Source organism: Thioalkalivibrio sp. (assembly GCF_041690275.1).
In the GTDB taxonomy this organism is placed as follows: domain Bacteria; phylum Pseudomonadota; class Gammaproteobacteria; order Ectothiorhodospirales; family Ectothiorhodospiraceae; genus Thioalkalivibrio.
The window spans coordinates 1-8,389 of sequence record NZ_JAWLHP010000087.1 but is presented as its reverse complement, the minus strand read 5'-3'; the positions used below and the strand labels follow the sequence as shown (position 1 = coordinate 8,389).

At 67.7% G+C, this 8,389-nt stretch carries 7 protein-coding genes; 2 read left to right on the top strand and 5 right to left on the bottom strand.

The features are described from left to right. Positions 1–67 precede the first annotated feature (67 nt). Complete coding sequence (locus ACESMN_RS12680) at positions 68–508, bottom strand: YhcB family protein (protein WP_373053971.1); 441 nt, start codon at positions 506–508, stop codon at positions 68–70. A gap of 149 nt (positions 509–657) precedes the next feature. Between ACESMN_RS12680 and ACESMN_RS12675 the strand changes: the two genes are divergently transcribed. Then, positions 658–1,209 carry a hypothetical protein gene (locus ACESMN_RS12675; RefSeq protein ID WP_373053970.1) on the top strand — a complete coding sequence of 184 codons (552 nt, stop codon included), beginning with the start codon at positions 658–660 and terminating at the stop codon, positions 1,207–1,209. 77 nt (positions 1,210–1,286) lie between these two features. Here the strand turns inward: ACESMN_RS12675 and dacB are convergent, their stop codons facing one another. From dacB to recQ, 4 genes are all read right to left on the bottom strand, one after another. Continuing rightward, positions 1,287–2,726, bottom strand: a complete 1,440-nt coding sequence (gene dacB, locus ACESMN_RS12670) for a D-alanyl-D-alanine carboxypeptidase/D-alanyl-D-alanine-endopeptidase (RefSeq protein ID WP_373053969.1) — start codon at positions 2,724–2,726, stop codon at positions 1,287–1,289. A gap of 104 nt (positions 2,727–2,830) precedes the next feature. Continuing rightward, the gene (locus tag ACESMN_RS12665; RefSeq protein ID WP_373053968.1) at positions 2,831–3,853 is read right to left on the bottom strand and encodes an EAL domain-containing protein; all 1,023 of its coding nucleotides are present in this window, start codon (positions 3,851–3,853) and stop codon (positions 2,831–2,833) included. A 215-nt stretch (positions 3,854–4,068) separates the two neighbouring features. Continuing rightward, complete coding sequence (locus tag ACESMN_RS12660; protein ID WP_373053967.1) at positions 4,069–4,800, bottom strand: DUF3581 domain-containing protein; 732 nt, start codon at positions 4,798–4,800, stop codon at positions 4,069–4,071. A gap of 33 nt (positions 4,801–4,833) precedes the next feature. Next, positions 4,834–6,702 (bottom strand): DNA helicase RecQ, encoded by a 1,869-nt coding sequence (recQ, locus tag ACESMN_RS12655; protein ID WP_373053966.1) that lies wholly within the window; start codon positions 6,700–6,702, stop codon positions 4,834–4,836. A 283-nt stretch (positions 6,703–6,985) separates the two neighbouring features. On the opposite strand from recQ, the gene ACESMN_RS12650 reads away from it, so the two are divergent. Further along, positions 6,986–8,389 (top strand): ABCB family ABC transporter ATP-binding protein/permease (locus tag ACESMN_RS12650; protein ID WP_373053965.1); only part of this gene is annotated, 1,404 nt, incomplete at its 3' end.

Here is an 8,389-nt window from a genome sequence, read left to right as displayed (position 1 = left end):
GCTCGGCGGCTTGGCGTCTGGGAAGGCCGCCGGGGGGCTGACCTCCTGCTACATCCGGGCCGTCGCTTCAGTCCGGGCGCGGGGGCTTCAGGTCGAGTTCGCGCTCGCGGGTGTCGGGGCTGCGCGGCTTCTGCTCGGCCTCCTGCTGACCCTCGCGACCCTCGCGCATCGGGACATTCGCGAGCAGCCGCCCGGCCCGGTCCTCGAGCCGCTCGCGCGTCGGCCTGTCGGCGAGTTCCTCGCAACTCTCCGCAAGGTGGTGGTAAAGGTCCCGGTAGGCGCCGGCCATGCCCGCGAACAGCGTGGCGGTGCGATCGAAGTGCTGGTTCACCGCGCTGCGGTAGCGGTTGAGCTCCTGCATCCGATTGTCGAGTTCCGTCTCCAGTTCGCGGATCAGGCGGCGCTCATGGCTGGTGGTCCGACCGATCCAGAACCCCAGCAGGCCGGCCAGCACCACGGCCAGCACGATCATCAGCAACCAGAGCCCCATCGTCATCTGCTCTTCCACCGCGTCCTTCCTCAGCGCGTATAACCAGCGCCTATTGTGCCCGAGCGCACGCTGGAAAGCACAGGCGCTGCGGATGGGCGTCTCGCTCAACGGAGCGATCTGGGCTATCTTCGTGACCCGCGATCGCAGTCATCGACGGAGACGCCGCCATGATGATGTCCACCAGAGATCAGCAGATCCGCCTCGCCCACGCCGGACTCATTCGTCTGGTGGTTCAGGCCACCCAGAGCGAGCAGGCCCGCGTGGAGCTCGATCCCGTGCTTACACACGCCGAGCAGGGCGGGTGGACCGACCTTGTCGCGCGCATCCGCCGGGTGCTCAAGGGCGAACGGGATCCCGAACTGCTGCGCGGTCTCGATGACGAGGACACGGTGATCCTCTCCGCGATCCTCACCGGCATCCAGAACCCGGCAACCCTCCCCGACCCCGAGGACACGACCGATCCCACGCAGGCCGCGCCAGGCCTTGCGCAGATGATTCATGCGGCCAGCCGGGGCGATGCCCAGTCGCTGCACTGGCTGTCGCAGATGGCGGAACAGATGACCCGCGCCGGCGGCGACATGGCGCGTCTCGGTGCGATCACCAAGCGACTGGTCGACGGCGAGAGGAATCCGGAAGTCCTGTGCAAGGGCATGGGTCCGCAGGGAGAGTCGCTGGTGGCCTCGCTACTGGGGGAACTGGGCAAACTGGAACGCCACTGAGGCGCTCCAGCCGCTGGATGGCATCTGCCCCGGCCCCTTGGCATCGAGACCGCCTCCCATGCCGGGCATGACCGGGGTCAAAGGTCGTGCACCCAGCGCAGCACCGCCTCCTGCAGACGGCTGCCGCTGCCCCGGTGGGCGTTCGGATGGTTGACCAGCAGCACCACCATCACGTCCTCGTTGCTGCGGTTGCGGACGTAGCCGGCCACTGCCGACACCTGGTTGAGGTGGCCGGACTTCAGGTGCATGCGGCCGGACTCGGGGCCGTTGCCGAAGCGCCGGCGCATCGTGCCGTCGAGGCCGGCGATCGCAAGCGAGGACACGAATTCCGGGCGCCACGGGCTGTCCCAGCCGGCCTGCAGCACCTGACCGAGCTGCTCCGGCGTGATGCGCGCATGGCGGCTGAGACCCGATCCGTTGTCGATGATCATCCCGCCCACCCCGACCCCCAGACCGGCCAGTACCTCGTACAGGGCATCGCGGGCCTTCTCCACCGTGGCCGGCGGATCATGGCGCGACGCACCCAGCGTCAGGGCAAGGTGGCGGGCAACCACGTTGGTGCTCCACTTGTTCGCGACCCGGATGATGTCGCCCAGCGGCCGGGACTGGTGCGCGAGCAATGGCGGGCCGTCATCAAGCGGTAGAACACCGTAGCGCACGTCTCCCTGCAGTTCGCCTCCCCACTGCGACCAGTGCAGCCGGAAGATCTCCCGATTGTAGGTCTCGGGCGGGATCGCCGTGCGCAACAGTTCGTAACTCCCGCAATTCACCGGATAGTCTCCGTCGAGGATCACCCGCGCGTCCGTGACGCCGTTCTCGACCTCGTAGCGTATGCCGCGCTGCCAGCCGCCACATTCACCCTCGACCGCGCGCAGGTTGTTCACGATCTGCAGACCCGGCAACGGGGGGTCCGCCGTGACGCGGACGCCCGCCCCCTCGGCATCGGGCATCACGTGAAACCGCAGGGCATTGGCGTTCACGATCAGCGCGTGCGGCGGCTGGTTGTAGGCACGCAGCGGCTGCCCGTCAAAGGCACCGGGATCCTCGACCGGAAGGTAGAAGTGGCTGGTGTCCAGGTACACGTTCCCCTCGATCCGGCGCAGGCCCGTGCGTCGGAGCGCACCGAGCATGCGCCAGTGCTCTTCGCTCACCATGGCCGGATCGCCGGTCCCGCGCAGTACCAGGTCGCCGCGCAGCACGCCGTCCCGAACCGGGGCGGTCGCGTGGATCTCCGTGGTCCACACGTGACTCGGTCCGAGTTCGGACAGCGCGGCCAGCGTGGTCGCGAGCTTGATCGTGGAGGCCGGGTTGAACAGGCTGCGTGCGTTGTGCTGCAGCAACGGGGCGGGATCGCCCACGCGTTTCACCCACAGCCCCACCGCGGCGGCCGGCAGACCCTCTGCATGAAGCGCCCGCTGCAATGGCTCCGGCAACGACGCCCCGGCGTGGCCGGATGCCCCAAGGGCCCACAGCACCAGCCCGATTGCCCATCCCGCCCTCAATCCCCGAATCCGCATGGTGCTCCTGCACGGCCTGAACGTGAAGACCTCATGGTGCGCAACGGGCTCCGGCCGTGGCAAGCCCCTGGCATGGATAAAGCGGCGGCGTGCCCGCCAGGGGCTCAGGCCGGCGGCGGCAGTGAGCAGGGTGCCGCGGGTACCTGCGCGCAGGGGCCGACCAGGTCGCCCTGACCGAAGTCCACGCCCAGTTCGCGGCACAGGCCCAGGCTGCCGGCATCGTCCAGCCCGTCCGCCACGGTTGCGGCACCGATGCCGCGGGCGGTCGCGACCAGGCCCTCCAGCAGCGAGCCGCCGGTCGCGCTCTGCCGGGCATGCTCGATCAGCCCCCTGTCCAGCCAGATGAACTCGGGCTCCAGCCCCACCATCAGCCCGACATGACCCATCCCCGCACCCACCTCGTCCAGGGCGATCCGGAACCCCATGCTGCGCAGGACGCCGCAGCTGTTGATCAATGCGTCAATGTCGTCCACCTGCCCACGGTCCGCGACCTCGATCACGATGTCCCGGGGATTCACGCCAAGACGCTCCAGGCAGGTATAGGAGGGATGCCGCCGCGGATCATGCTGCAGCAGCGAACGCGGAAAGGCACGGATGAATGTCGGCACTCCAGTCGGCAGGTACTCGGACCGGCGTGCCAGCGCGGCGATCTGGCAGGCCTGCTCGACGGCCTCCAGACGCCGCGCGTGGCGCGCGAGCAGATAGAATTCCGGGCCCGAGATCTCGCCTCGGTCGGGGTGCTCGAGCAAACAGGGCATCTGGTAACCGAAGAGCCGGCCCGACCCTGCCAGCGACACCACCGGCTGGAAACCGGGATGCACCAGCTTGCCGAGCTCGCCCATGATCCATGGCTCGTGCAGCCGGGTGTGAAGCACGCTCAGCGGTTCCAGTTCATCGAGCACCGAGATCGGCAGGCGGCCGTCGAAATCCGGGTTGATCCACACCGCGAGACAGGATTCCAGCAGATCGTGAGGCGTCTCCAGCACCAGCGCCCGCACGAGGTTGGCCAGGTCCATCCCGGCTGGCAGCGGAAAGGCCCAGAGATGGACCGAGTCCCGCGTCAGGGGTCGTCCCCAGCGATTCCAGCTCTTCGGCACGGTATCGCCGCACAGGCGCACTACCAACATCGATCCACTGCTCCGGCTGCCTTGCCCGAGCACTGGTGTGCAAGTTGCGGACCAACCCCGGCGCGCTGACTCTGCGGCCGGGTCACCACTGACGTTCACGCATGGGTCGGCGCAGCGTCAGCGTGGCGCACTATCCTGGTGCGCCGCACGCGGGCCGAGCACGCAGGAGACGCACCGCATTGGTGCGCCCACGGCCGCTCCGACCGGTTCGGTGCTCAGACGGCCTCGTAGGCGGCCTTCCAGCTGGCGTACTGTGCCTCGAGTCCACGCATCACCTCGGCATCGAAGGGACGCAGTCCGCTCAGGACCAGGTGCTTGCTGCCGTGGGCGAAGGGATCGCCTTCCACACACAGCGCATAGTCCAGGCGTACATCCCCACGCTTGCCCTCCACCTCCATCTCCGCGGATTCCAGCTGGGGCTGGACCGTCTCGGTAAGCCCGGATACCGGTTCCTGCAGCTGCAGGGACATCCCGTCGTAGATCACCAGCGGGCGCGCCGGATTCACCATCACCTGGTGCTGCTCCATCAGCGGGACCAGGACATGCGGGAAGTTCTGGCCGGAAAAGGCGGCGTAGCTGCGGGTCAGGGCCTCGATCGTGTAAGGATCGGTGACCACCGGGCCCTCCCGCTCGACCTCGAGATAGGCCTTGCCATGCGTATCGGTAATCGCAAAGCTTGCTCCGGGCTCCTCGGGAAAGACCAGCGGCACCTCGTCGCCGACCATACCGACGAAGCGGCAGCGCATGCTGGCACTGACGCCATAGCGTGCCAGCACCAGTGCAAAGAGCAGGTCACCCGGCACGCAGAAGCGCTTCGAGTGGGGATCGTGAATGGGGTTGAAATCGCCGGCGATCCCCTTGGCAAAACGACTGGCCTGCTCGGGGTTGATGTAAACGTATCCACCGCGAACATCGTGGTAGGGTCGCAGAAAGGCGTGTTCGTTCACTTGAGATCCCCGTTTGCCGTCGAAGTCTTTGAATTATAGCTGGGAGTATTGACGTATCACCGACAGGAATTCGTCCCCGTAGCGATCGAGCTTTGCCACACCGACGCCCGAGATGCCGGCGAACTCCTCCAGGCTGGCGGGAGCGGCGTGCACCATCTCGCGCAGCGTCGCGTCGTGAAAGATCACGTAGGGTGGCACACCCTGGGCGTCCGCCAGTCGCCGGCGGCAGGCGCGCAGCGCCTCCCAGAGCTCCTGCTGCGCAGGAGTGAACGCCGCCTCTACCGACTCCCGGGAGGCGCGGTCCGGGCGCTCGGGGCGTGGCGGCCGGCCCTGCCGCCGCAGATGAACGCGGGTTTCGCCACGCAGGAGCGGACGGCAGGACTCGTCGAGCTTCAGCGCGCCGAAGCCCTCGAGATCCACGCGCAGCAGTCCGCGCGCGATCAGCTGGCGGAAGATACCCCGCCACTCGGCCGGCTCGATGTCCGCACCGATGCCGAAGGTGCTGAGCCGATCGTGACCGAACCGACGCACCCGATCATTGCCCCGCCCGCGCAGCACGTCCACCAGGTGGTTCACGCCGAAGCGCTCGCCCGTACGGTAGGCGCAGGACAGCGCCATCTGCGCCGGGACGGTGGCGTCCCAGGTCGCGGGCGGATTCAGGCAGGTGTCGCAGTTGCCGCAGGGCTCGGGAAGCTCGTCGCCGAAATAGGCGAGGAGCGCCTGCCGCCGGCAACTGGTCAGCTCGCAGAGCCCGAGCATCGCCTCCAGCTTGTGCCGTTCGACGCGCTTGTGCTCGTCGCCGGCGGTGGACTGCTCGATCATCTGCCGAAGCGTGATCACGTCCTGTAGCCCGTAGAGCATCCAGGCGTCGGCCGGCAGCCCGTCGCGCCCGGCACGGCCGGTCTCCTGGTAGTACGCCTCGACGCTGCGGGGGAGATTGAGGTGCGCGACGAAGCGCACGTTGGGCTTGTCGATCCCCATGCCGAAGGCGATGGTCGCGACCATGATCACGCCCTCCTCCTTCAGGAAGCGCGTCTGGTGGCGTTCCCGCTGCGCGGTGGTCAATCCGGCATGATAGGGCAGCGCGACCAGACCCTGACCGCCCAGCCAGTCGGCAATGGCCTCCACGCGCCGGCGCGACAGACAGTAGACGATCCCCGCCTCACCGGGATGGACCTCGCGGATGAATCGCAGCAGCCGGTTCCGTGCGCTGCCGCTGTCGGACTGGCCGATGTGATAGCGGATGTTCGGCCGATCGAAGGGGCTGACGAACTGGCGAGCCTCCTCCAGACCGAGCCGCGACACGATCTCGCGCCGGGTGGCCTGGTCCGCGGTGGCGGTGAGCGCGATCCGGGGCACCGTGGGAAAGCGCTCCGCCAGGACCGACAGCCCGATGTACTCGGGCCGGAAGTCGTGTCCCCACTGGGATACGCAGTGCGCCTCGTCGATTGCGAACAGGGCGACCCGGCAACGGTCCAGCAACTCCAGGGTGCGCGACAGCAGCAGCCGCTCGGGGGCGACATACACCAGGTCCAGCTCCCCCGCCCGCAGTGCCTCCTCGGCGCCCCGGTTGTCGGCCGCGGACTGCGCCGAGTTCATCGCGGCGGCGCGCACACCGCTCAGACGCAGGGCGGCGACCTGATCGTGCATCAGCGCGATCAGCGGCGAGATCACGATGCCGACCCCGGGCCGCAGCAACGCCGGAATCTGGTAGCAGAGCGACTTGCCGCCGCCCGTGGGCATCAGTACCAGCGCATCGTCGCCCGCGACCACGGCCTCGATGATCTCCCGCTGCGCGCCGCGGAAGCCGGGATAGCCGAACACGTCGGCGAGCAGTCGCTCGGGTTCCGGAGTCAATGCGCGATCGTCTGTGTCAGGGCGCTGGTCATCTGTCTTCCACATTCCACTCTCCCGTCCCTGGGTACCATAGGCAGCCCACCCCGCGCACGCTTGCCGCTGAATGCCGCGGCGCGGAAGGCGCATTGGACCTCGCCGCCGGCGGCACCGTAGAGTGAGCGCACTGTGCCGCTCTGTGAAGGGTCATGGCGATACGTGCCACTCCGAAACAGGAAGACCGGTCACCGATCGCCGTGATCGTTCCGTCGCCCCATCCCTCTCCCGCAACCGGGAACGGGGGATTTCGTCCGCGCAGCGCGCGGTCTTCAGCTTAACCCGGGATTCTGCCATGCGTGGCCACGCCTCGCCCGTCGATGCGCCCGAAGGGGCCATCAACTGGCGCATCATCGCCAGCCTCCTGCCCTATCTCTCGGAGTACCGCGGGCGCCTGTTCCTGGCCCTCGGGCTGATGGGCCTTGCGAAGCTGGCCAACGTCACGGTCCCGATCGCGCTGAAGTTCATCGTCGACCACTTCGAGGATGCCGGAGTGGAGGCGCTGGTCGCCGTCCCCCTGGCGCTGCTGGTCGCCTACGGGCTGCTGCGCTTCTTCGCCACCTTCTTCGGAGAGCTGCGCGATGCGGTGTTCGTTCGCGTCGCGGAGCGTGCGATGCGCCGGGCGGCGTTGCAGGTCTTCGAGCACCTGCACCGGCTCGAGTTGGGCTTTCACCTCTCGAGGCAGACGGGCGCGCTGTCCCGGGACATCGAACGGGGCATCACCGGCATCAGCTTCCTGCTGCGGTTCATGGTCTTCAACATCCTGCCAACCATGATCGAGATCCTGCTGGTGGCGTTCATCCTGCTGATCGCGGTCGGGCCGGTGTTCATGGTCACCATCCTTGTGGCGATCGGGGTGTACGTGGCCTACTCGGTGCTGATCACCGAGTGGCGCACACGCTTCGTGCGCGAAGCGAACCTGCGCGACAACGAGTCGACGACCCGCGCGGTCGACAGCCTGCTGAACTACGAGACAGTGAAGTACTTCGGCAACGAGCGCTTCGAGGCCGAGCGCTACGACCGGGGGCTGGCCGCCTGGGAAACGGCGCGGATGAAGAACGTGCTCTCCCTCGTGCTGCTGAACAGTGGCCAGGCGCTGATCATCGCCGCAGCCATCACGGTGATGATGATCCTCGCGGCACAGCGGGTCGCCGACGGCAGCATGACGCTGGGCGACCTGGTGATGGTGAACGCCTACATGATCCAGCTCTTCATTCCGCTGAACTTCCTGGGTTTCGTGTACCGCGAGATCCGACAGTCGCTGGCGAATATCGAGCGGCTGTTCGGCCTGCTGGAGCAGCCGGTGAAGGTGCAGGACCGGCCGGGAGCCCCCGACCTCGAGGTGCGCGAGGGCACCGTGGCCTTCGACGAGGTGCACTTCCGCTATCACCCGGAGCGCCCGATCATCGAGGGCATCAATCTCAAGATTCCCGCAGGCCACAAGGTCGCGGTGGTGGGCCCCAGCGGCGCCGGCAAGTCGACGCTCTCCCGCCTGCTCTTCCGGTTCTACGATGTCGAGGCGGGCCGCATCACCATTGACGGTCAGGACATCCGTGAAGTGACCCAGCACAGCCTGCGTCAGGCGATCGGCGTGGTCCCGCAGGATACGGTGCTGTTCAACGACAGCATCGGCTACAACATCGCCTACGGGCGCCCGGACGCGACGCCCGAGGAGATCCGCGAGGCCGTTCGTCTGGCC

Coding starts and splice junctions, on each gene's coding strand:
- ACESMN_RS12675 (WP_373053970.1), top strand. CDS start 658: ATGATGATGTCCACCAGAGATCAGCAGATCCGCCTCGCCCACGCCGGA.
- dacB (WP_373053969.1), bottom strand. CDS start 2,726: ATGCGGATTCGGGGATTGAGGGCGGGATGGGCAATCGGGCTGGTGCTG.
- ACESMN_RS12665 (WP_373053968.1), bottom strand. CDS start 3,853: ATGTTGGTAGTGCGCCTGTGCGGCGATACCGTGCCGAAGAGCTGGAAT.
- recQ (WP_373053966.1), bottom strand. CDS start 6,702: ATGTGGAAGACAGATGACCAGCGCCCTGACACAGACGATCGCGCATTG.